Origin of the sequence: Achromobacter animicus (assembly GCF_902859585.1) — a bacterium.
Lineage (GTDB): Bacteria > Pseudomonadota > Gammaproteobacteria > Burkholderiales > Burkholderiaceae_B > Achromobacter > Achromobacter animicus.
This window is the reverse complement of sequence record NZ_CADIJM010000013.1, coordinates 79,580-99,880: the sequence shown is the minus strand read 5'-3', so window position 1 is coordinate 99,880 and position 20,301 is coordinate 79,580. Positions and strand designations below refer to the sequence as shown.

General features: G+C 66.3%; 21 protein-coding genes. 13 read left to right on the top strand and 8 right to left on the bottom strand.

Annotated features, from left to right (window positions below; genetic code table 11):
* Positions 1-260 precede the first annotated feature (260 nt).
* From rfaE2 to ubiE, 6 genes are all read right to left on the bottom strand, one after another.
* Positions 261-749, bottom strand: a complete 489-nt coding sequence (gene rfaE2, locus HV681_RS22965) for a D-glycero-beta-D-manno-heptose 1-phosphate adenylyltransferase (protein ID WP_175125164.1) — start codon at positions 747-749, stop codon at positions 261-263.
* A 19-nt stretch (positions 750-768) separates the two neighbouring features.
* Complete coding sequence (locus HV681_RS22960; RefSeq protein ID WP_175125163.1) at positions 769-1,647, bottom strand: ferritin family protein; 879 nt, start codon at positions 1,645-1,647, stop codon at positions 769-771.
* Between the two features lie 182 nt (positions 1,648-1,829).
* Positions 1,830-3,383: a ubiquinone biosynthesis regulatory protein kinase UbiB gene (gene ubiB, locus HV681_RS22955; RefSeq protein WP_175125162.1), complete on the bottom strand. Its 1,554-nt coding sequence runs from the start codon at positions 3,381-3,383 to the stop codon at positions 1,830-1,832.
* Positions 3,384-3,386: 3 nt separating this feature from the next.
* Positions 3,387-4,025, bottom strand: coding sequence for a ubiquinone biosynthesis accessory factor UbiJ (locus tag HV681_RS22950; RefSeq protein ID WP_175125161.1), 639 nt, complete (start codon positions 4,023-4,025; stop codon positions 3,387-3,389).
* A 182-nt stretch (positions 4,026-4,207) separates the two neighbouring features.
* Positions 4,208-5,218 (bottom strand): Tim44 domain-containing protein, encoded by a 1,011-nt coding sequence (locus tag HV681_RS22945; protein ID WP_175125160.1) that lies wholly within the window; start codon positions 5,216-5,218, stop codon positions 4,208-4,210.
* 177 nt (positions 5,219-5,395) lie between these two features.
* Positions 5,396-6,172, bottom strand: a complete 777-nt coding sequence (gene ubiE / locus HV681_RS22940) for a bifunctional demethylmenaquinone methyltransferase/2-methoxy-6-polyprenyl-1,4-benzoquinol methylase UbiE (protein ID WP_056564732.1) — start codon at positions 6,170-6,172, stop codon at positions 5,396-5,398.
* 162 nt (positions 6,173-6,334) lie between these two features.
* Here ubiE and phoB point away from each other — a divergent pair, with 162 nt between their 5' ends.
* The 9 genes from phoB to serA all read left to right on the top strand — a co-directional run bounded on the left by phoB (position 6,335) and on the right by serA (position 15,524).
* The gene (phoB, locus tag HV681_RS22935) at positions 6,335-7,033 is read left to right on the top strand and encodes a phosphate regulon transcriptional regulator PhoB (RefSeq protein WP_006227196.1); all 699 of its coding nucleotides are present in this window, start codon (positions 6,335-6,337) and stop codon (positions 7,031-7,033) included.
* 12 nt (positions 7,034-7,045) lie between these two features.
* Complete coding sequence (gene phoR, locus HV681_RS22930) at positions 7,046-8,353, top strand: phosphate regulon sensor histidine kinase PhoR (protein ID WP_175125159.1); 1,308 nt, start codon at positions 7,046-7,048, stop codon at positions 8,351-8,353.
* A gap of 53 nt (positions 8,354-8,406) precedes the next feature.
* Positions 8,407-9,099 carry a heavy metal response regulator transcription factor gene (locus tag HV681_RS22925; protein WP_175125158.1) on the top strand — a complete coding sequence of 231 codons (693 nt, stop codon included), beginning with the start codon at positions 8,407-8,409 and terminating at the stop codon, positions 9,097-9,099.
* Positions 9,099-10,487, top strand: a complete 1,389-nt coding sequence (locus tag HV681_RS22920; protein WP_437340397.1) for a heavy metal sensor histidine kinase — start codon at positions 9,099-9,101, stop codon at positions 10,485-10,487. Before HV681_RS22925 ends, HV681_RS22920 begins: the two co-directional genes overlap by 1 nt.
* A 73-nt stretch (positions 10,488-10,560) precedes the next feature.
* Positions 10,561-11,046, top strand: a complete 486-nt coding sequence (locus HV681_RS22915) for a cupredoxin domain-containing protein (protein WP_341767687.1) — start codon at positions 10,561-10,563, stop codon at positions 11,044-11,046.
* A 1-nt stretch (position 11,047) separates the two neighbouring features.
* A complete protein-coding gene (locus HV681_RS22910; protein ID WP_175125156.1) occupies positions 11,048-12,769 on the top strand; it encodes a copper resistance system multicopper oxidase in 1,722 nt (573 codons plus the stop codon).
* A gap of 3 nt (positions 12,770-12,772) precedes the next feature.
* Positions 12,773-13,717, top strand: a complete 945-nt coding sequence (locus HV681_RS22905) for a copper resistance protein B (protein WP_175125155.1) — start codon at positions 12,773-12,775, stop codon at positions 13,715-13,717.
* Between the two features lie 41 nt (positions 13,718-13,758).
* Positions 13,759-14,217: a DUF411 domain-containing protein gene (locus HV681_RS22900; protein WP_175125154.1), complete on the top strand. Its 459-nt coding sequence runs from the start codon at positions 13,759-13,761 to the stop codon at positions 14,215-14,217.
* 107 nt (positions 14,218-14,324) lie between these two features.
* Positions 14,325-15,524 carry a phosphoglycerate dehydrogenase gene (serA, locus tag HV681_RS22895; protein WP_175125153.1) on the top strand — a complete coding sequence of 400 codons (1,200 nt, stop codon included), beginning with the start codon at positions 14,325-14,327 and terminating at the stop codon, positions 15,522-15,524.
* 57 nt (positions 15,525-15,581) lie between these two features.
* Here the strand turns inward: serA and HV681_RS22890 are convergent, their stop codons facing one another.
* Complete coding sequence (locus HV681_RS22890; RefSeq protein WP_175125152.1) at positions 15,582-16,457, bottom strand: LysR family transcriptional regulator; 876 nt, start codon at positions 16,455-16,457, stop codon at positions 15,582-15,584.
* A 151-nt stretch (positions 16,458-16,608) separates the two neighbouring features.
* Here HV681_RS22890 and HV681_RS22885 point away from each other — a divergent pair, with 151 nt between their 5' ends.
* Genes HV681_RS22885 through HV681_RS22870 form a run of 4 tightly spaced genes read left to right on the top strand, consistent with a single transcriptional unit; the run spans position 16,609 to position 19,569 of the window.
* Entirely contained in the window at positions 16,609-17,040 is a 432-nt protein-coding gene (locus HV681_RS22885) for a VOC family protein (RefSeq protein WP_105237171.1), read from the top strand.
* Between the two features lie 24 nt (positions 17,041-17,064).
* Positions 17,065-17,799: a 5-oxoprolinase subunit PxpB gene (gene pxpB, locus HV681_RS22880; protein WP_414631968.1), complete on the top strand. Its 735-nt coding sequence runs from the start codon at positions 17,065-17,067 to the stop codon at positions 17,797-17,799.
* Positions 17,796-18,788, top strand: a complete 993-nt coding sequence (locus tag HV681_RS22875) for a 5-oxoprolinase subunit C family protein (RefSeq protein WP_175125150.1) — start codon at positions 17,796-17,798, stop codon at positions 18,786-18,788. Before pxpB ends, HV681_RS22875 begins: the two co-directional genes overlap by 4 nt.
* A gap of 13 nt (positions 18,789-18,801) precedes the next feature.
* Positions 18,802-19,569, top strand: coding sequence for a LamB/YcsF family protein (locus tag HV681_RS22870; RefSeq protein ID WP_175125149.1), 768 nt, complete (start codon positions 18,802-18,804; stop codon positions 19,567-19,569).
* A gap of 14 nt (positions 19,570-19,583) precedes the next feature.
* On the opposite strand, the gene HV681_RS22865 is transcribed toward HV681_RS22870, so the two are convergent.
* On the bottom strand, positions 19,584-20,255 hold the full coding sequence (locus HV681_RS22865) for a GntR family transcriptional regulator (RefSeq protein ID WP_175125148.1): 672 nt from the start codon (positions 20,253-20,255) through the stop codon (positions 19,584-19,586).
* Between the last annotated feature and the right edge of the window lie 46 nt (positions 20,256-20,301).

Here is a 20,301-nt window from a genome sequence, read left to right as displayed (position 1 = left end):
GTCGCGGTCACCGTGGGCGCGAGCGCCGTCGATGCGCCCGAGGGAATCCGTAGGGAGCCGAAGGCGGACGAGGATGACAACGGGGCAGTCCGGAGCGAAGGCTCCGGACCGCAATCGTGGGCGATCGTGCCCACGGTGACCGCGGCGCCGGGCGACCTACGAAGATCCCCGGCGCGACATACGATCCGTTAGCGGCCAAAAGAAAAGACGGCCATCAAGGGGCCGCCTTCCATTCATCCGCTACACAATCCAAAGCAAATTCACCCGCCCTGAATCTTCTTCACCAACGCCGTCGTAGACCGCTCAAACTCAAAAGGAATCGCAACGGCACGTCCGCCCCAGGTCTTCACCAGCGCAGTCTCCGGCAACGTCTCCATATCGTAATCGCCACCCTTGACGATCAGATCGGGCTTGATCTCTCCGATCAGCGCCTCAGGCGTGTCTTCATGGAAGGACGTGACTACGGTCACGAAACCCAACGCCGCCAGCAACGCCGCCCGATCTTCCATGCGATTTAGCGGACGCTCCGAACCCTTACCCAGCCGCCGCACCGACTCATCCGTATTCACGGCGACAATCAACGTCGCCCCCAACTGCGCCGCCTGATCCAGATAAGTCGCATGCCCGCGATGCAGGATGTCGAACACCCCGTTCGTAAACACCAGCGGCCGCGGATAGCGGCCAGCGGCAACGGCAGCGACGAGTTCGTCGCGGGACAGGACCTTGGATTCGAAGCGGGCGGCAGGCATGCGGCGATTATAGGAGGGATCAGGCGCCGCCCAGGATGATCTCTTTGTCCTTCGGCACGATCAGCGCCGACACTTCCTTCCGGTAGCGGTTCAGATCCTTCACCGTCTCGAAGCTGCGGTCCATCAGCTTCGACAGAATGTGCAGAATCCGCGTCGCCACCTTCTGCTCCCACACCCCGTCAAAGCGGATCTGCGTATCCAGCCAGTGCTCCAGCCAGCCCGGCTCCGGCAGGCGCGACTGCACCGTATCGTTCGGGAACAGATCCTTGTTCACGTGCAGATTCGTCGGATGCAGCGCCTGCTGCGTGCGGCCCGCCGACGCCATCAGCACCCCGATCTTCGAGAACGCCAGACGCGCCTCTGCGCTCGTGTCCTGTCCGCGATCATGCAATGCGCGGCGCATGTATTGCAGATAGGCGCCCGCGTGGCGCGCCTCGTCCTGCGCCACCGTCTTGTAGATCGCCTTGATCACCGGTTCCGTGTGCCATTCGGCGGCGCGGCGGTACCAGTGGTTCAGGCGGACCTCGCCGCAGAAGTGCAGCATCAGCGTTTCAAGTTCAGGGGCCTTGTCGAATTCAAAGCGCACGTTGTGCAGCTCTTCCTCGGTCGGCACCAGGTCCGGGCAGAAGCGGCGCAGATACTCGATCAGCACCAGCGAATGCTTTTGCTCTTCAAAGAACCAGACCGACATGAACGCGCAGAAATCACTGTCACCGCGGTTGTCGCGCAGGAACATCTCGGTGGCCGGCAGCGCCGCCCACTCCGTGATGGCGTTCATCTTGATCGTGTGGGCTTGTTCGTCCGAGAGCTTGCTGCGGTCGAAATCGCCCCACGGAATATCGTGCGCCATGTTCCATCGCACGGCTTCCATGGTCTTGAAGAGTTCTGGATAAAGCATATTCTGCCCTTGTATTCGTCCCGCTAGTGGGGCTATGAAAATTGATGAATGGCGCGCGCGTTCTTATAGGCTCGGGCGCTGCATGCCACTTTGCGCAGCGCTATTTTTCGCCGTCTCCCGCGAAGCTATGATGACCGTTTCATGAATGAAACATGACAGTAAGGTCTAGATCATCGCGCCGCCTATCGGGTCAACGCCCATATCGCGACCCCGACTGCCAGCGCCAGCACGCCAACCAGCGCTGCAACCAGCCGGTTGTTCTGCTCTTGTGCGCGGCGTAACTGCATCATCTCGGCCAGCATCGCGGGCGAGACATTGGGTCGGCTCAGATGGTCATGGACCAGCCTGGGCAGGGCGGGCAGCATTTGCGACCACTGCACGGCCTCTTTTTCCAGGCTTTTCCGCAAGCCCTGGAATCCGACACGCTGACGCATCCAGCGTTCCAGATAGGGTTTTGCGGTCTTCCAGAGATCGAGGTTGGGATCGAGCTGACGGCCCAGTCCCTCGACGTTCAGCAGGGTCTTCTGCAACAGGACCAGCTGCGGCTGGATTTCAACGTTGAAACGGCGCGAGGTCTGGAAGAGCCGCAGCAGCACCTGCCCCAGCGAGATCTCCGACAGCGGCCGGTCAAAATACGGTTCGCAGACGGCGCGCACCGCGCCCTCCAGTTCTTCCTCGCGCGTATCCGGCGGCACCCAGCCCGATTCGATATGCAGTTGCGCCACGCGGCGATAGTCACGATGGAAGAAGGCCAGGAAATTCTGCGCCAGGTAATTCTTGTCGAACTCGGACAGCGAGCCCACGATGCCGAAGTCCAGCGCGATATAGCTGCCCAGCGTGCCGGGGCGGTCCGACACGTAGATGTTGCCCGGGTGCATGTCCGCATGGAAGAAGCCGTCGGTGAACACCTGCGTAAAGAAGATCTCCACGCCCGTGCGCGCCAACGTAGGAATGTCGATGCCGGCTTCGCGCATGCGCTCGACCTGGCCCACGGGCATGCCGTACATGCGCTGCATCGTGAACACGGTGGAAGCCGTGTATTCCCAGATCACCTCGGGCACGATCAGCATGTCGCCGCGGCCGGATTCCGGGCCGAAATTGCGTCGCAGCTGGCTGCAATTGGAGGCCTCGCGCACCAGGTCCAGCTCGTCGTGCAGGTACTTGTCGAACTCCGCGACAACCTCGCGCGGCTTCAGGCGGCGGCCATCGGCGCCCAGGCGCTCGATGATGCGCGCCACGACCTTCAAGAGCGACATGTCCTTTTCGATAATGCTGAGCATGCCCGGACGCAGCACCTTCACGGCGACCTCGCGGCCATCGTGCAGCACCGCGAAGTGGACCTGCGCAATGGACGCCGACGCCACCGGGTCTACGTCGAACTGCGCGAACAGCTTTTCGGGCGGTGCACCCAGCGCCGCCTCGATGCAGGCAGCCGCCTGGGCGGACGGGAACGGGGGCACACGGTCCTGCAGCAACGCCAGTTCGTTGGCGATGTCGGCGGGGATCAGGTCCCGGCGGGTGGACAGCACCTGCCCGAACTTCACAAAGATGGGACCCAGCGATTCCAACGCCAGACGCAGGCGCTGCCCGCGCGGCGAGCGCGGACGCGTGCCCAGGCGCATGACGCGCAGCAGGCACGTGGCCAGCGGATGATTCAGGCTGGATAGGACAAGTTCGTCCAGGCCGTAGCGCAGCGAGACGACGATGATGCGAAAGAGGCGCAGCAAGGGGAACATGGATCAGGCGCCCCGCTTTGCGCCGGCCGAGGCCAGGCGGGTTTGCAGCGCAGCCGCCGATCGCGCCAGCGCATCCGCGCGCGCGTTAAGTTCGGCCAGGTCCAGGCGCCATTGCTCCAGGGCCGGGCGGCCCGCCAGAACACCGCTTTCTTCGGACAGGTATTCAGAAACATTCTCGGCCAGCCGCTGACCCGCATTGCGAGCCCCGCCGGCCACCGCGCGCGCGCCGCCCACGATGCGCAGCGCGGCGATGTCGCCCACCACACGGGCAAGCGCGTCTTCGGGGTCGAACCGCAATTGCTTGGACAGATCTGCGACCACCTGCGCCAGCGCCGCGTCGCCAGATATATGCGTAGCCTCGGCGAAATCGGGCTTGTCGTGCCCCGCGCCCAGACGCGGCAACGGCAGCTTGTCTGGCGACACGGTCAGCGTGACATCGGGCACCACGGCCGGATCGGCCTGGTCCGCCAGTCCGTCGCTGTCAATCGACAGACCCAGCGTGAAGCCGCCCATGACGAAACGCACCGTCTTGCCGGCATGCCGCGCCAGGCGTTCGCGCGCCCAGTCCTCACGCCGCAACAGGGCGTTGAGGGCGCTGACGGCCAGGCGCTTGGGGGTGGGCAGGAACGAAAAAGGCAGCATGAGCGGTTGCAAGGACCCGGGAGGGCTTGCCGAAGTTGATGGGTAAATCGGGAGTGTAACGGGTTAGATGGGAGCCTGTTTTGCGGAAGGCACATGGAAAAACCGGCCCTTTGGGGGCCGGTTCATGCGGACGCCGTGACGGCGTCCGCGGCAGAGGGCCGGTCGAGCCGGACCGCCAGGGTTTAGCTGGCGTGTTCCACCGGGATCTGCTGGATGCCGGCCAGCAACCAGCCGCCATTGGCCGGCTTGAACAGGTTCCAGACTTCTTCGAAGCGGAAAGCTTCGGCGCCCGGGGCCTCGCGCAGCATGCCGGAGAAGCGCACGCTGGCCAGGTGACCGTCGGAGACGGTTTCGATGCCCAGCATCTCGGCGTTCAGCAGGACCACTTCGGTCTTGTTGGGCGCCGCGCCGCGCTCGGCCAGTTGCGGCTTGAGTTCGGTGATCAGGTCGTCGGTCAGGAATTCACGCAGACCGTCGGTGCTGCCGCTGTCCCAGACGGCCTGGATGCGGACGAACTGTTCCTTGGCTTGCTTCAGGAAGGCCGGCGTGTCGAAATCGCCCGGCACGAACCAGTTGTTGTCATCGCCCGCCTTGGGCAGGACGGCCGGCGGCTCGATGGGAGCGGCGGCCACCGGTGCGGCGGCTGCAGGCGCGGCGGCGCCGGGCTTCAGCGCTTCACGCCACATCGGCTGCTGTTGCTGCTGGCCCGAGGCGTTGTTGTTGCCGCCAAATGCGCCCTGGGTGGCAGTGCGCGGACCGGCGCCGCGCAGGCGGCGGATGATGAACATGACGGCAAAGACGACAGCGGCGATCAGCAGCGCGGACGACAGGAATTCCAGGAATGCGCCCGACAGGCCCATGCTGGAGAGCAGCGCGGCGATACCCAGACCGGCGGCGATGCCGGCGATGGGGCCCAACCAACGAGAAGCGCCGCTCTTGGCGGCGGCGCCCGCTGCGCCGGCCGTTGCGGCACCGGCGGCTGCCGGCGCGGCGGTGGCGCCCGCGGTGTTGCTGTTGGCAGCCGGCGGCGTGGTGGCCTGGCGCTGCGTCGTGACATTGGAGGATTGACGGCCCACGCTGGCGCCGCCGCCGGCGCGACGGGCTTCGGCGTCAAACGACGCCGTCACCAGCGCAGCGCCCGAAACGGCGATGAGCGCTGCCGCGACAAAGCGCGAAAGACAGAATTTGGACATAGATTTGCTCCCTCGTACTCGCGCCCCCGCTGCCCCGAGCAACGGGAGGGCCTCGCAATACGCGAGACCATCTGCGCGACTTTTCTTACAGTAATCTGAATGGCGTAAGAATAACGGACAAGCCGCCGCCCCACAAGTTCCCCGCGGGACGGCGAAATCCGCCGTGGTCGCCGGGCGTCAGCCCAGACGGACGCCTTCGTGCAGCGCGGCGATGCCCGCTGTCAGGTTGAAATATTGCACCCGCTCCAGGCCGGCGGTGCGCAGCATGTCGGCCAGCGTCTCCTGGTCGGGGTGCATGCGGATGGATTCGGCCAGATAGCGATAGCTGGCCTCGTCCTTGGCGATCTTCTTGCCCAGCCACGGCAGGACGTTGAACGAATACCAGTCGTACGCGGGCGACAGCGGCTTGGCGATGCGCGAGAACTCCAGGACGAGCAGCTTGCCGCCCGGCTTGAGCACGCGGGTCATTTCGGCCAGGGCGCGGTCCTTGTGGGTCATGTTGCGCAGACCGAAGGCCACGCTGACGCGGTCGAAGTAACCGGTGGGGAACGGCAGGCGCTCGGCGTCGCAGACGGCGGTGGGCACCAGCAGGCCGGCGTCAGTGAGACGGTCGCGGCCCACGCGCAGCATGGAATCGTTGATGTCGGTCAGCCAGACCTCGCCCGTGGGGCCGGCACGCTTGGCGAAGGCGCGCGCCAGATCGCCCGTGCCGCCGGCGATGTCCAGCACCTTCATGCCGGGGCGGATGGCGGCGCGGCCGATGGTGAAGGCCTTCCAGACGCGATGCAGGCCCGCCGACATGAAATCGTTCATGACGTCGTAGCGCTGGGCGACTGAATGGAAGACTTCGGCGACCTTGCGGGCCTTTTCGCCTTCGGGGACCGATTGGAAGCCGAAGTGCGTGGAGGTCGAGCCGGAACCGGCGGATTGTTGCGATTCGGAGGGGTTTTGCATGGTGAATTCCCGATATATCGGTCAATGGTAGCCTATCGGGCGCGCGCCTGCGGCGTGCCGGACCCGCCGAATGACGCGCTGCGGTCACATACCTGAAATATTGCGGCCATACTATCGCAATGTTCGCGCCGCGCCGGCGCTCAGAAGTGTGCCCAATTCGATATGTCCAGCACCATCCTCGTCGTCGAAGACGAACCCGCCATCCAGGAACTGATCGCCGTCAACCTGTCCTTCGCTGGCCACAAGGTGCTGCGCGCCTTCGACGCCGACCAGGCCCAGACGCTGATCCGCGCCGAGCTTCCCGATCTGATCCTGCTGGATTGGATGCTCCCGGGAACCTCCGGCCTGGCCATGGCGCGCAAGCTGCGCAACGACGAGCGCACCCGCGCCGTCCCGGTCATCATGCTGACCGCCAAGGGCTCCGAGCAGGACAAGGTGGACGGCCTGGAGGCCGGCGCCGACGATTACATCACCAAGCCCTTCTCGCCCAAGGAACTGATGGCCCGCATCAAGGCCGTGCTGCGCCGCCGCGCGCCGCAGCTGACGGACGACGTCATCGACGTCGGCGGCCTGAAGCTCGATCCGGTGACGCATCGCCTGTCGGGCAACAGCCAGTCCCTGCAGATCGGCCCCACCGAATTCCGTCTGCTCCACTTCTTCATGACGCACCCGGAGCGCGTGTTCTCGCGCTCGCAGCTGCTGGATCAGGTGTGGGGCGACCACGTCTTCGTGGAAGAACGCACGGTCGACGTGCACATCCGCCGCCTGCGCAAGGCCCTGGAACCCAGCGGCCATGACGCGCACGTGGAAACGGTCCGCGGCAGCGGCTATCGGTTTACGGCACAGCTCCCGACGCGGTAAAACTGGCGCACGATGATCTGGCTGCGCACGCTTATATTTGTCGCCCTGTGGGCGGTGGTTGCCTTACTGGCGCAATGGCTTATTGGAGACCCCGCTGGCTGGGTCGTGTTTTCGGCTTCGCTGACCGCCATGCTGCTGTGGCGCAGCTGGCGGCTGACGCTGGTTTCCCGCTGGGCCAATCAACCCGACTCCGCCCCGCCGGCCTCTGTCGGCCCCTGGGACGACATTCTTGCTCCGCTCTATCGGTACACCCGCGCCCGCGCACGTGAACTGACTGAAACCCGCGACACCATGCAAGGCATGCTGGCTGCTGCCCAGGCCCTGCCCGACGGCGCCGTCACGCTGAACGAAGACTTCCAGATCGACTGGTGCAACCGCATGGCGCGCCAGCATCTGGGTCTGCGCTTGCCGGCCGATCGCGGACACAACCTTCTGAACCTGCTGCGCGCGCCGGAATTCGTGGAATACGCGCATCGCCCGTCCTGGCCCGAACCCATCCTGGTGCGGCTGGGCCAGCAAGGCCAGGAACGGCTGATGATGATGCAGTTGACGGCGTACGCCAGCAACCAGCGCCTGCTCATCACCCGCGACGTCACGCAGATCGAACGCCTGGAAACCACGCGCCGCGACTTTGTGGCCAACGTCTCGCACGAGCTGCGCACGCCGCTGACGGTGCTGGCCGGCTTTCTGGAAACGCTGCGCGACATGCCCGACGACGCGTTGCCGCAGGAGCAGCGCGAGCAGTACATCGACATGATGCACGAGCAGGCGCACCGCATGCAGGCCATCGTGGAAGACCTGCTGACGCTGTCCACGCTGGAATCGTCGCCGGGCAGCGATCCGCGCGCGGTCAACATGGGCGCGCTGCTGCAAAAGGCGCGCCAGCAGATCGAAGCGCTGTCGGGCGGCCGGCACCAGCTCGTCTGGCACGTCGACGAAACCCTGGACGTGCTGGGCGCCGAAAACGAGCTGACCTCGGCCCTGTCCAACCTGCTGACCAACGCCGTGCGCTACACCCCGGACGGCGGCACCATCACCGTGCGTTGGGAGCGCGAACCCGAAGGCGGCGCGTGCTACAGCGTGCAGGACACGGGCATCGGCATCCCGGCGCGCCATCTGCCGCGCCTGACCGAACGCTTCTACCGCGTGGACCGGGGCCGATCGCGCGCCGTTGGCGGCACGGGACTGGGCCTGGCGATCACCAAGCATATCGCCATGCGGCACGACGCCGAACTGCTCATCACCAGCGAACCCGGCAAAGGCAGCGTCTTCTCGCTGCGCTTTCCCGCCGACCGCATCGCCATCGCCGAAACGGCCTGAATTCCGCCCGCGCGGGCGCCTGAGTGCGCCCCGCGGGTGGTAAATTTTTGGCCATGCGCATCCTGGTCATTGAAGACGAACCCAAACTGGCCGACTACCTGAAGAAGGGACTGTCGGAACAAAGCCACGCCGTGGACGTGGCGCGCGACGGCGTCGATGGCCGCCATCTGGCGCTGGAAGGCGCGTACGACCTCATCGTGCTCGACGTCATGCTGCCCGGCGTGGATGGTTTCGAGGTCCTGGCCTCGGTGCGCGCGCACAAGGACACGCCCATCCTGATGCTGACCGCCCGCGATGCGGTGGAAGACCGGGTCCGAGGCCTGGAGGGCGGCGCCGACGACTACCTCGTCAAACCCTTCGCTTTCTCCGAACTGCTGGCCCGGGTGCAGGCGTTGCTGCGCCGCGGCCGGTCCCAGGAGCCCACGCTGCTGCGCCTGGCAGACCTGGAGCTGGATCTTGCCAGCCGGCGTGCCCAGCGCGGCGGCCACCGCCTGGACCTGACCGCCAAGGAATTCAGCCTGCTGGCCCTGCTGCTGCGCCGCCAGGGACAGGTGCTGTCGCGCACCACCCTGGCCGAACAGGTCTGGGACATGAACTTCGACAGCGACACCAACGTGATCGACGTCGCCGTGCGGCGCCTGCGCGGCAAGCTGGACGATCCCTTCGACTCGAAACTGCTGCACACCGTGCGTGGCATGGGGTATGTGCTGGAATCGCGCGTCGCCCCGGGTGGCAGCCCCCGATGATCCGCCCGCGCGTGCGGTCCATGCAGGCGAGGCTGACGCTGCTGTTGGGCGCCATCGCGCTGCTGGTCTCAAGCCTTGCCGGGGCAACCCTCTTCTGGGCGCTCAAGCGCGAGGTCGAACGCCAGGAGATCACCGAAGTCAGCGGCAAGCTCGAACTCATCGACCACCTGATCGACATGCAGAACAGCGCCAGCGGCCTGCACGATCTGGCGGCCACCTTCGACCAGATGCGCGCGGGGCAGGGCCAGCTCGGCATCTGGATCGTCGACGCGCAAGGCAAGGCCGTCTATGGCGGCACGCCGCCCGAGACGCTGGCATCGCCTGACGGTCGCCAGGTCCTGCTGGAAACGCCCGATGGTGGCCGCATGCGCGGCCTGCGCGTCGCCATGAACGATCGCATTCTGCCTGGCGCGCAGTTGACGGTGGCGGTCAGCACCCGGACCAGTTCGCAATTTCTTTACGCCTACGGCACGGCTCTCGCGCTGATCTGCGCGCTGTGGGTGGGCGCCACCGTCGTGCTGGCGGCATGGGCCGTGCGGCGCAGCATGGCGCCGGCGCGCCGGCTGTCCGAACAGGCCGCGGGCATCCAGCCCGATAACCTGGCGCGCCGCCTCCCGCTGAAAGACACCGACCGCGAATTGCATGACCTGGTGCGCTCCTTCAACCGCACGCTGGACCGGCTGCAGGCGGCCTACCAGCAGATGGAGGGATTCAATGCCGACGTGGCGCACGAACTGCGCACGCCGCTGGCGACGCTCATCAATGGCACGCAGGTCATGCTGTCCGCGCCGCGCGACGCCGCCGAGCTGCGCGACGCGCTGGAATCCAATCTGGAAGAGCTGGAAGATCTGAAGACGCTGGTCAACGACATGCTGTTCCTTGCCCGGGCCGACCGTGGCGAACGTGCGGCCGATCTGGCTCCGGTGTCACTGGCCGCGGAAGCGCGGCGCGTTGCCGAATACTACGAAGCCACGCTGGAAGAACACGGCGTGCAGCTGCGCTGCGAGGGCGACGCCACCGTGGCCGCCAACCGGGGCCTCGCGCGACGCGCGCTGGCCAACCTGATTTCCAATGCCATCAAGGCCACGCCACCCGGCGGCGGGATCGTGGTGGCCTGCTCCCGCATCCCCGGCGGCGCGCGCGTCACGGTCCGCAACCCCGGGCCGCCCATCCCGCCCGCCGACCTGCCCCGCATCTTCGACCGCTTTTTCCGCGCCGGCCCGACGCGCGCCCCGCGCAGCGAAGGCCACGGCCTGGGTCTTGCCATCGTGCGCGCCATTGCGCTCATGCACGGCGGCGAGGCCGATGCAGTGTCAGACACCACCGGCACTGTCGTCGGCATCACGCTGATGGATCCGGCGGCAGGGCCGAACATTACAAAAACGTAATCTGCGCGACAGGATCGGGTCACCCCCGGTTTCTTAAAGTGCCATCACGCTCATTCCCTCTGCAAGGATTCTCGTGAAAGGCACTCTGCTACGCACTTCGTTCGCCGCCCTGGCGCTCATGCTATCCGGCGCGGCGTTGGCCGCAGGCGACCACGCGCATGGCAGCCACGCGCAGCCCGCCGCCGCAGCGCCCATCGGCACGCCGGGCGATCCGGCCCGCGTCACGCGCACGGTCGAGATCGACATGAACGACGCCATGCGCTTTTCGCCCGCCACCATCGACGTGAAGGCCGGCGAAACCGTCCGCCTGAACGTGCACAACTCCGGCAAGATCCGGCATGAGCTCGTACTGGGCACCGATGCCGACCTGCAGGCGCACTACGCCATGATGATGAAAGATCCCGGCATGCGGCACGAGGAACCCAATGCCGTGTCGCTGGAAGCCGGCAAAAGCGGCCAGATCGTGTGGCGCTTCGACAAGGCGGGCACGGTGTCGTTTGGTTGCCTGGAGCCCGGCCACTATGCGGCGGGGATGAAGGGTTCCGTCTCGGTGCTGTGACATGACGGCGCCCTCATTCACGACCCGCCGCCGCTTCGTGCAGGGCCTGGCCACGGGCGGCGCACTGGCCGCGCTGGGCGGCTGGCGCCATGCGCTGGCCCGGCCCGCCACCGTGCCAACGGCCGAATTGCGCGGCACTGAATTCCATCTGGAGATCGGCGAGACGCCGGTGAACTTCACGGGGGCCGCGCGCGTGGCCACCACGATCAACGGCAGCCTCCCCGCGCCTCTGCTGCGCTGGCGCGAGGGCGATACGGTCACGCTGCATGTCACCAACCGCCTGCGCGAGCAGACGTCGATCCACTGGCACGGCATCCTGTTGCCCAGCAACATGGACGGCGTGCCGGGCCTGAGCTTTGCCGGCATCGATCCCGGCCAGACCTTCACGTACCGGTTCGATGTTCGCCAGAGCGGGACCTACTGGTATCACAGCCACTCGGGTTTCCAGGAGCAGACGGGCCTGTACGGCGCCATCGTCATCGAGCCGCGGCGCCGCGATCCCATCGCATCCGATCGCGACTACACGGTGCTGTTGTCGGACTGGACAGACGAAGACCCGATGCACGTGTTCAACAAGCTGAAGGTGATGCCCGACTACTACAACCGCATCCAGCCCAGCGTGCAGGGCTTGTCGCAAGATGCCCGCGACCGCGGCTGGCATGCGGCGCTGGGCGAGCGCCTGATGTGGGAACGCATGCGCATGAACCCGACGGACCTGGCGGACGTGTCGGGCGCGACCTACACCTACCTCACCAATGGCGCCACGCCGGCCGCCAATTGGACCGGGCTTTTCACGCCAGGCGAGCGAGTGCGGCTGCGATTCATCAACGGCTCGGCGATGACGTACTTCGACGTTCGAATCCCGGGCCTGAAGATGACCGTCGTGGCCGCCGACGGACTGGACGTGCGGCCCGTGGACGTCGAGGAATTCCGCATCGGCGTCGCGGAAACCTATGACGTCATCGTCGAACCTCTGGAAGACCGCGCCTACACGATCTTTTCGCAGGCGATGGACCGCTCCGGCTACGCGCGGGCCACGCTTGCGCCACGTCCGGGCATAGAGGGCGACGTGCCCGAGATGGATCGCGTGCAGGTGCTGGGCATGATGGACATGGGCATGGCGCATGACATGGGCGGATCGCAGGCCATGCAGGCCGGGCACGGCGATCATGGCGCCGGCGCGGACCAGGGCGGCATGGTCGAGGTCAGGCACCCCTACCCCGCCGAGCGCGGCGTGGGCAATTCCATGCTGCCTGACGTGGTGTCGACCCGCCTGGACGATCCCGGCCCCGGACTGCGCGACAACGGCCGCCGCGTGCTGACCTATGCGGACTTGCGGTCGGTGCGGGAGCCCGACGACGACCGCGCGCCCTCGCGCGAGATCGAGCTGCACCTGACGGGCAACATGGAGCGCTACATGTGGTCGTTCAACGGCGTGAAGTTCTCGGACGCGCGGCCCATCGTGCTGCGCCACGGCGAGCGCGTGCGCTTCGTGCTGGTCAACGACACGATGATGACGCATCCCATCCACCTGCACGGCCTGTGGAGCGACCTGGAGTCCCCGGATGGCGCGTTCCAGGTCCGCAAGCACACGATCTCGCTGAACCCGGCGCAGCGCATCAGCTATCGCGTCAGCGCCGACACGCGTGGAAACTGGGCCTACCACTGCCATCTGCTGTATCACATGGAGGCCGGCATGTTCAGGGCGGTCGTGGTGGAGTAAACGATGAAGCCGAACTGTTTCCAGAAACACGCGCCGGCCCTTTGCGCAATCGCCCTTGCGCTGGCGCCCCCACTGGCCGCGGCTCAAGCGGCGCAAATGGATCATGCCGGCATGACCGGGATGGACCACGGCTCGATGGACCATGGCCAGGCGCCGTCACCGGACAGCCCGGAAAGCCACCAGGGTATGGACCATGCAGAGGCGAACCATGACGCGCCCGCCGCAGACGCCCCGCCCGTCGGCAGCCTGCCCGCAAGTGATGGCGAAGGCCCGCGCGGCTACGACAGCTACGGCATCCATCCGCACATGATGGACAACGCGCCCACGTGGCAGGTGCTGTTCGACAAATTCGGCGGATCGCGCAATCGCGATGGGCAGAACGCGCTCGAATGGGATGGCCGCTTCTGGTTCGGCACCGCCACGGACCGCCTGCTCGTCAAGAGCGAGGGCGAGCGCGAAAGCGGCGGCGGGTCGGACGGCAAGGTCGAGGCCTTCTGGAGCCACGCCATCTCGCCATTCTGGGATCTGCAACTGGGTGCGCGCCGGGACATCGGCGCAGGCCCCAAGCGCAACTGGGCCGCGGTCGGCGTCGAAGGCTTGCTGCCCTACAACATCGAACTGACGGCCACTGCCTATGCAGGCCCGTCAGGCCGCAGCGCCCTGGCGCTGAAGGCTGAGTACGATCTGCTGCTGACCCAGCGCCTGATATTCACGCCCGAACTGCAAGCCAGCGTCTACGGCAAGAACGACCCGCAACGCGGCATCGGTTCCGGTCTGTCGCAGGGATCCCTGTCCCTGCGCCTGCGTTACGAGGTGACGCGCGAATTCGCTCCCTACGTTGGCGTATCCTTTGAACGGAAGTTCGGCCAGACGGCAAGCTATGCCTCGGACGCCGGCGAGAGCCGGTCGCAGGCAGCCGTCATCGCGGGCGTGCGGTTCTGGTTCTGACCGGCCCGCGCCAGAACATCCCCTTTATCCCCCGGAGCATCATGAACGTTTCCCGTCTTACGCGCCGCCTCGTCCTTGCCGCGGCCCTCAGCATCCCCGCGATTGCCGCCGCGCAGGCGCCCGTCAAAGTCGAAGTCTGGAAGACGCCCACCTGCGGCTGCTGTGAAGACTGGGTCAAGCACATGCGCGACAATGGCTTTGAGGTCGTCACGCACGACGTCGACGACACCGGCCCCATCCGCCGCAACGCGGGCATGGCCAACTACGGTTCCTGCCACACCGCGATGGTTGATGGCTACGCGGTCGAAGGCCACGTGCCGGCCAGCGACGTGCGCCGGCTGCTGCTCGAAAAGCCGGACGCGGCGGGTATTTCGGCCCCCGGCATGCCGCTGGGGTCCCCGGGCATGGACGGTCCGGAATACGGCGGGCGCAAGACGCCGCACGACGTGGTGCTGGTCGACAAGCGCGGCGGTGCCAAGGTTTTCCAGGCTTACCGCTGAGCCGCGCCTGAAACAATTCACCCACACCGCCTCAATGGCTACTCCTTGCACTGCAGCAAAAATGGTCCACAATAAATAATTGCGTTTCTCACCAACCCTTGGCAGTCATGGCACAAATCGTCCTGTTCGAGAACATCCACCCGAGCGCCCGCGCCGTCTTCGAGGCCGCCGGCTACACCGATATCGTCACGCATGCCGCGGCCCTGCCGCCGGCGCAATTGCACGACGCCCTGCGCGGCGTGCAAGTGGCGGGGATCCGTTCTCGCACGCACCTGGACGCTGCCCTGCTTTCCGGCAACCCCGACCTGCGCGTCGTCGGGTGCTTCTGCATCGGCACGAACCAGGTCGATCTGGACACCGCCATGCAGCGCGGCATCCCGGTCTTCAATGCACCGTTCTCCAACACGCGCTCGGTCGCCGAGCTGGTGCTGGGCGAGGCCATCCTGCTGCTGCGCCGGATTCCCGAAAAGAACGCCCGGGTCCATCAGGGCCATTGGGACAAGAGCGCCGCGGGCGCGTTTGAGACGCGCGGCAAGACGCTGGGCATCGTCGGCTACGGCAACATCGGCTCGCAGATCAGCACCCTGGCCGAAAGCCTGGGCATGCGCGTCATCTATCACGACGTCGAGGCCAAGCTGCCGCTGGGCAACGCCCGCCCCGCCGGCACGCTGAACGATCTGCTGGAACAGGCCGATGTCGTGACGCTGCACGTCCCTGGCGGCAAGTCCACCGAAAACATCATGAACGCCGAGACCATCGGCCGCATGCGCCGCGGCGCCATCCTGATCAACGCCTCGCGCGGCGCGGTCGTCGACATCGACGCGCTGCACGCGGCGCTGAAATCCGGCCACCTGGCCGGCGCCGCGCTGGACGTGTTCCCCACCGAGCCCAAGAGCGCCGACGAACCGCTGGCCAGCCCGCTGATCGGCATGCCCAACGTCATCCTCACGCCGCACATCGGCGGCAGCACGCAGGAATCCCAAGAGAACATCGGCCGCGAAGTCGCCGAAAAGCTCGTGCGCTTCCTGCAGGCCGGCACCACCAAGGGCGCGGTCAACTTCCCCGAGCTGCCGTTCCTGGAACAGGCCGGCGGCACGCGCATCCTGCACGTGCACCGCAACGCGCCCGGGGCGCTGGGCGCGCTGGACAACCTGATGGCGCAACACGGCCTGAACATCGTCAGCCAGACCCTGCAGACGCGCGGCCAGATCGGCTACGTGATCACCGACGTGGAGGGCCAGGTCGACGACATCGTCATGACCGCCTTGCGCGATCACCCGATCACGGTCCGCTGCGACCGGCTGTAAAAGCAAAAGCCCCTTCGGGGGCTTTTTTGTTATGCGACCGGTTGGCTTGGGATGGTGTCAAATCCCACCCGAATCACCCGCCGCCCGATGCAGGCATTGCGCGATCTTTTCGCGGACGCTGCCCGGGTCGAAGGGCAGGCGGCCGATGATGCCTATTTCGCGGTGAAACGCGTGTTCGTCCAGCGGCATCAGCCGCAGCCCCGTCATGTCCAGACGCCGCAGCCGGGGCAGCAGCGCCACGCCCAGCCCGTGCCGGACCATCCCCGCGATGGCCTCGATCTCGTCGAGCTCCACGGCCTCATGCACGGTAATCCGGTGCTTCTTCAGAAATACATCCACCACCCGCCCGCCGAACGAAGCGCGGTCGTAGCGGATGAAGGGCTGGGTCGCCAGCAGTTCCCGCCAAGGCGCGACCGGCATGGATTCCGGTATGGCCAGCATCACCGGCTCGCTCATCAACGGCTGCCATCCCAGTTCGGGCGGCAAGGCGAACGGCGGGCGGATCAGCACGGCCAGATCCACTTCGCCCGCGTCCACCTGACCCAGCAGCGACAGCGACACACCGGGCACGATGCGCACGCGCACATCGGGATAGACCGCGCGGAATTCGCCCACCGCGTGGACCAGCAAATCCTGCTGCACGGACGCAATTGCGCCGATGCGCAGCAGCCCGCTGACATGGGCGCCGCCGGCAGAGGCCGCCATGCGATCGGCCATGGCGACCAGCTCTTCGGCCTGGGGCAGCATCTCGCGGCCCTGCGCGTTCAGCAGGGCGGCGCGCGGACTGCGGTCAAAGAGCGCGACGCCCAGATACTCTTCCAGGCGCCGGATCTGGGCGCTGACTGCGGACTGCGTGAGTCCAAGTTGCGCCCCCGCCCCGGTGAAGGTGCCGTCCCGCGCCACGGCGATGAAGGTCTTAAATTCTTTGAGCACAATCAATTTTTTCGATGCTAAGACTCGAAAAATATCGTTTTGCTATAAAAAAAACAATACTTAAACTACGTCCTGGTGCTAAAGCCGACGCGACTGCGGCGGCCACGCGCCCCGAACGCTCATCTTTCCTTTGCCTGACCCGGAGCCTTGCATGTCCGCTCAAACCAACCTGCCGCCGTTCCACCTGGCCTTCCCCGTGAGGGACCTGGCCGAAGCCCGCGCCTTCTACGGCGAAAAGCTGGGCTGTCCGGAGGGGCGCAGCTCCTCCGAATGGATCGACTTCAATTTCTACGGCCACCAGATCGTGGCTCACCTGGCGCCCAGCGAGTGTGGCCACAAAGCCACCAGCGCGGTCGATTCGCACAATGTGCCCGTGCGCCATTTCGGCGCCGTGCTTTCCATGGAACAATGGGAAGCCATGGCCAAGCGCCTGACCGACGCCAAGACCGAGTTCGTGATCGAACCCTACATCCGCTTCAAGGGCGAGGTCGGCGAACAGGCCACCATGTTCTTCCTGGATCCGTCGGGCAACGCGCTGGAATTCAAGGCGTTCAAGAACATGGATTCGTTGTTCGCCAAGTAACCCGTCACTACAGGTTTCGTGCCGTTGAACGTAAATTCAGACCCGCTTTCTCCGGCCGAAACCCGCTGGCGCATCCTGCCCCAGGGTGACCGCTGCCTGATCATTTCCTTCGGCGAACACATCGACGCCGCCATCGGCCGCACGTGCCTGGCGGCGGCCCGCATGCTGCGCGACGCACGGCTGCCGGGCGTTACCGATGTGGTGCCCTCCTTCGTCGCCGTGGCCGTGCATTACCGGCCCGGCGGACAGGGCGAAGGCCCCACCTACGCCTCACTCTCCGAACACATCCAGGCTTTGCTGGCCGGCGGCATTCCGACCGGCGATGCGGGCGGACGCGAGGTCGACATCCCCGTCTGCTATGGCGGTGAACACGGTCCCGACCTGGCCGAGGTCGCCCGCGCGGCGCGCATTTCGCCCGACGCCGTCATCCAGTTGCACAGCGAACCGCGCAGCATGGTGTTCATGCTGGGATTTGCCCCCGGACATGCCTATCTGGGCGTGCACGACGAAAAACTGAACATTCCCCGCCGCCCCTCGCCGCGTACGGCCGTACCGCCGGGCGCAGTGGCCATCGCCAACCGCCAGACCGTGATCTACCCAAACCGGTTGCCGGGCGGTTGGAACATCATCGGCGCCACGCCGCTCGTCATGTTCGACCCGGCCCGCGAACCCGCCGCCCTGCTGCAGCCCGGCGACACCGTGCGCTTCGTGCCGATCGCGCCCGACGAATTCGACCGCATCCGGGGGAACCGCCCATGAGCGTGACGGTGATCAAGCCGGGCATGCTGTCCAGTTTCCAGGACCGCGGGCGCGACGGCTATCAGCATCAGGGCATTCCGGCAGCGGGCGCCATGGACGAGCGCGCCCACCGGCTTGCCAATGCCCTGGCGGGCAACGAAGACGACCCGGCCACGCTGGAAATCACGCTGACCGGCCCCACGCTGCGTTTCGACGTGCCGGCCTGTTTCGCACTGGCGGGCGCCGACTTGGGCGCCACGCTGAATGGCCAGGACATTCCCCTGCTGCGTCCGCTGATCGCGCGCGCGGGCGACGTGCTGGCCTTCGGCGCGAGGCCCGCCGCCGGCGTGCGCGCCTATCTGGCCGTGCACGGCGGGTTCGCGCTGACGCCCGTCATGGGCAGCGAAACCACGTACCTGCGCAGCGGATTCGGTGGCTTTGAAGGACGCGCGCTCGCCAAAGGCGACGTCGTCCCCCTGCGCCGGCCGCTGCCGCCGGACGGCGATGCCGCCGCCTTGCAGAAGGCGCTGTGGGACGTGCGCGTCTATCTGCCCGCGACGCTGGGCAACAAGCAGCGCGACTTCATCCGCTTTCTGCCCGGCGTGCACTGGCCGGAATTCTCGCAAAGCAGCCGCCGCGCGTTTGCGGAGTCGGATTTTCGCATCAGTCCGCAGTCGGACCGCATGGGTTACCGACTGCTCGGCCGCCCGCTCGCCATGAACCAGCCGCGGCAGATGCTGTCCGAAGCGGCCTGTTTCGGCACCGTGCAGGTGCCTTCGGGCGGCGAGGCCATCATCCTCATGGCCGACCGGCAGACCACCGGCGGCTATCCGAAGATTGCGCAGATCGCCACCGTGGATCTGCCCGCCCTGGCGCAGTCCGCGCCCGGCCAGACGCTGCGTTTCCAGCGGATCGAGCTGGAAGAAGCGCAGCGCCTGGACGGCGAGCGCGAGCGCGCGTTTGCCGAACTGCACGCCGCGCTTGAACCGCTGCGCGCGCTGCTGGCCTAGAAAGGAACCCGTTATGACCACCCGCATCGACCTCAATTGCGACATGGGCGAAAGCTATGGCGCCTGGACCATGGGCAACGACGCGGCAGTGCTGCAGTTCGTCAGCTCCGCCAACATCGCCTGTGGCTTTCACGGCGGCGACCCGGCCACCATGCGCAAGACCGTGGCCGCGGCATTGGCGCGAGGGGTGGCGCTGGGCGCCCACCCCAGCCTGCAGGACCTGGCGGGATTTGGCCGCCGCGTCATCCAGATCAGTCCGGACGAGGCCTATGACATCGTCGTGTACCAGATCGGCGCACTGGCCGGCGTGGCGGCCTCGCAAGGCGCGCGGCTGCATCACGTGAAGGCGCACGGCGCCCTCTACAACATGGCAGCCAAGGACGAACCGCTGGCAAAAGCCATCTGCCAGGCGGTCAAGGACGTGGACGCGTCGCTGATCCTGTACGGGCTGGCGGGCAGCAAACTGATCGATGCGGCGCGCGCCGTTGGGCTGTCGGCCGCCAATGAAGTCTTCGCGGACCGCTCCTACCAGGACGACGGTTCCCTTACCCCGCGCACGCGCGCAGGCGCCATGATCGAAGACGTGGATGTGGCCGTCGCGCAGGTCGTGCGGATGGTGCGGGAAGGGTTGGTGCGGTCGGTGGACGGCAAGGATGTGCCGGTGCAGGCCGACACGCTTTGCATCCATGGCGACCAGCCCAACGCGCTGGTCTTTGCCAATGGCATCCGCAGCGCGCTGGAGCAGGCGGGCATCGAGGTGCGCACGCCGCCCCGCGGCTAAGGCGGGCGCAATAGCTAGGCGTCGTCGAGCGATGCCTCGCGGTACGCCCGCACGATGTCGGGCAGCACCTGCACCACGTACTTGCGCGTCAACGCCGCGGCGTGGTCGAAATCCCGGACGCGCAGGGCCTGGATGACGCCTTCCGTATAGATCGGAATCTTGTTGGCCTCCAGTGACCTGCTGGCCAGCATGTGGCGCAACGGCTCGATCTGTTCGTACACCTTGCCGAGCATGCTGGTCAGCGGCGCATTGCCGGTAAAGCGCGCGGCGGCCAGGTAAAAATCGCGCGAGGCGGCGATAAAGCCGCGCCCATCGAGGCGGCCCATGGCGGCGACGATCGCCTCATGCTGCGTGGTCAGTTCGGCCACCAGCGCGCTCAGATCGGGCATCTCGGCGACCTGCCGGATGCAATAGGCTTCCAGCTCCGCGCGCAGCATGTACAGATGGCGGATCTGGGTTTCGGTATAGAGGGTGACCCGGAACCCCTTGCGCTGGATGTGCGTCACCAGCCCGCTCAGTTCCAACAGACGCAGCGCTTCCCGGATGGGGCTGCGGCTGGTGCCGAAGCGCTGTTCCAGTTCCTGTTCCCGTAACGGCTGCCCGGGCCGGATAGTGCCGTTCACTATCAACTCACGAATCTGTTCCTGTAGGAAATACGGAATCGTGGCGGGCGCTTTGACGTCCAATCGGCTCCCCTTCTACTGCGTATGCAAGCTATGAGACCCAGACAAG

What these genes read in the sequence shown, in the direction of transcription:
- HV681_RS22950 (WP_175125161.1), bottom strand. Translation starts at nt 4,025, where the DNA reads ATGCTGCCTTTTTCGTTCCTGCCCACCCCCAAGCGCCTGGCCGTCAGC.
- HV681_RS22905 (WP_175125155.1), top strand. Translation starts at nt 12,773, where the DNA reads ATGAAGCCGAACTGTTTCCAGAAACACGCGCCGGCCCTTTGCGCAATC.
- HV681_RS22945 (WP_175125160.1), bottom strand. Translation starts at nt 5,218, where the DNA reads ATGTCCAAATTCTGTCTTTCGCGCTTTGTCGCGGCAGCGCTCATCGCC.
- ubiB (WP_175125162.1), bottom strand. Translation starts at nt 3,383, where the DNA reads ATGTTCCCCTTGCTGCGCCTCTTTCGCATCATCGTCGTCTCGCTGCGC.
- HV681_RS22875 (WP_175125150.1), top strand. Translation starts at nt 17,796, where the DNA reads ATGAGCGTGACGGTGATCAAGCCGGGCATGCTGTCCAGTTTCCAGGAC.
- phoR (WP_175125159.1), top strand. Translation starts at nt 7,046, where the DNA reads ATGATCTGGCTGCGCACGCTTATATTTGTCGCCCTGTGGGCGGTGGTT.
- rfaE2 (WP_175125164.1), bottom strand. Translation starts at nt 749, where the DNA reads ATGCCTGCCGCCCGCTTCGAATCCAAGGTCCTGTCCCGCGACGAACTC.
- HV681_RS22900 (WP_175125154.1), top strand. Translation starts at nt 13,759, where the DNA reads ATGAACGTTTCCCGTCTTACGCGCCGCCTCGTCCTTGCCGCGGCCCTC.
- HV681_RS22925 (WP_175125158.1), top strand. Translation starts at nt 8,407, where the DNA reads ATGCGCATCCTGGTCATTGAAGACGAACCCAAACTGGCCGACTACCTG.
- HV681_RS22885 (WP_105237171.1), top strand. Translation starts at nt 16,609, where the DNA reads ATGTCCGCTCAAACCAACCTGCCGCCGTTCCACCTGGCCTTCCCCGTG.
- HV681_RS22870 (WP_175125149.1), top strand. Translation starts at nt 18,802, where the DNA reads ATGACCACCCGCATCGACCTCAATTGCGACATGGGCGAAAGCTATGGC.
- ubiE (WP_056564732.1), bottom strand. Translation starts at nt 6,172, where the DNA reads ATGCAAAACCCCTCCGAATCGCAACAATCCGCCGGTTCCGGCTCGACC.
- phoB (WP_006227196.1), top strand. Translation starts at nt 6,335, where the DNA reads ATGTCCAGCACCATCCTCGTCGTCGAAGACGAACCCGCCATCCAGGAA.
- HV681_RS22910 (WP_175125156.1), top strand. Translation starts at nt 11,048, where the DNA reads ATGACGGCGCCCTCATTCACGACCCGCCGCCGCTTCGTGCAGGGCCTG.
- HV681_RS22960 (WP_175125163.1), bottom strand. Translation starts at nt 1,647, where the DNA reads ATGCTTTATCCAGAACTCTTCAAGACCATGGAAGCCGTGCGATGGAAC.
- serA (WP_175125153.1), top strand. Translation starts at nt 14,325, where the DNA reads ATGGCACAAATCGTCCTGTTCGAGAACATCCACCCGAGCGCCCGCGCC.